Below are 1,282 nucleotides of genomic sequence, written 5' to 3'. Positions count from 1 at the left end.
TGAGCTTGGCCCCTGACGCCGGACACCTGCCCTGAGGCGGACGCCGTCCGCCGGGAAGGATGTCGTCCGTGCCCGCTCCTCACCCGCCGGAGTTCCGGCAGCGCGCCGTCGACCTCGCTCGCTCGAAGGTCAAGCCGATCGCTGAGATCGCCAAGGAGTTGTCGATCTCGGAGTCGTGCCTGCGAAACTGGCTGGCCCAGGCCGACGCCGATGAGGGCGACTCCAACTCGACGCGCTTGTCCAGCAACGAGAAGCGGGAGCTAGCTGAACTGCGAAAGAAGGCTCGCCGGCTTGAGGTGGAGAACGAGATCCTCAAGCGTGCTGCCGCCTATTTCGCCCGGGAGAACGTCCTCCCAAAGTAGTTTTCCCGCTGGTCCGTGAACTCGCCGACGACGGTTTCTCCGTCGCGGTGACCTGCCGGGTCCTTGGCGTGCGCCGCCAGGGCTACTACGAATGGTGTTCCGGCGTGAGATCGCCCCGGACGCAGGAGAACGAGCTGCTACTCAAGCACATCGAGCGGATCCACGCCGAGTCTCGCGGCACCTACGGGTGGCCGCGGGTGCACGCTGAGCTCACCCTCGGGCTGGGCCTGGCGGTCAACCACAAGCGGGTCGCCCGGCTCATGCGCGAAGCCGGGATCCAGGGTCTCTATAGGCGCCGAAGCCGCGGTTGCACCGTGCGCGACCAGCACGCCGACCCGTACGACGACCTCGTCGACCGCGACTTCGTGGTCGACGGTCCCGACGAGATCTGGTGCACCGACATCACCGAGCACTCCACCGGAGAAGGGAAGGTCTACTGCGCTGCGGTCATCGACGTGTTCTCTCGGCGCGTCGTGGGCTGGTCCATCGACGACAACATGCGCACCGAACTCGTCAGTGACGCCCTGGGAATGGCCATCACGCGACGCCGACCAGAGCGGCAGGCCACGATCCTGCATTCCGACCACGGCTCGCAATTCACCTCATGGGCCTTCGGTCGGCGACTCGTCGATGCCGGACTCGTGCCGTCGATGGGGTCGATCGGCGACTGCTACGACAATTCCCTGGTCGAGTCGTTCTGGGGCACGATGCAACTTGAGCTTCTCGACTCGAAGAAGTGGGGAACCCGCACCGAGCTTGCCACTGCGATCTTCGAATGGATAGAGTGCTGGTACAACCCGCTACGGCGGCATTCCAGCATTGGAATGCTCTCCCCGGTCGACTTCGAAGCAGCCCACACCCCACCACACCCAGATCACTGACCCCACACCGTCAGTGTCCGGCGCTGGGGGCCAAGCTCA

Annotated in this window: 2 protein-coding genes; both read left to right on the top strand. The window is 65.2% G+C overall.

Annotated elements, in window-relative coordinates:
- Positions 1-68: 68 nt before the first annotated feature.
- Positions 69-362: a transposase gene (locus PKE99_RS37555; RefSeq protein WP_037054773.1), complete on the top strand. Its 294-nt coding sequence runs from the start codon at positions 69-71 to the stop codon at positions 360-362.
- 8 nt (positions 363-370) lie between these two features.
- Entirely contained in the window at positions 371-1,243 is an 873-nt protein-coding gene (locus PKE99_RS37550; protein WP_156068122.1) for an IS3 family transposase, read from the top strand.
- Positions 1,244-1,282: the final 39 nt, after the last annotated feature.

This window comes from Pseudonocardia halophobica, from assembly GCF_027922425.1.
Lineage (GTDB): Bacteria > Actinomycetota > Actinomycetes > Mycobacteriales > Pseudonocardiaceae > Pseudonocardia > Pseudonocardia halophobica.
The sequence above is the reverse complement of the archived record's forward strand: the minus strand, read 5'-3'. Positions and strand labels throughout refer to the sequence as shown.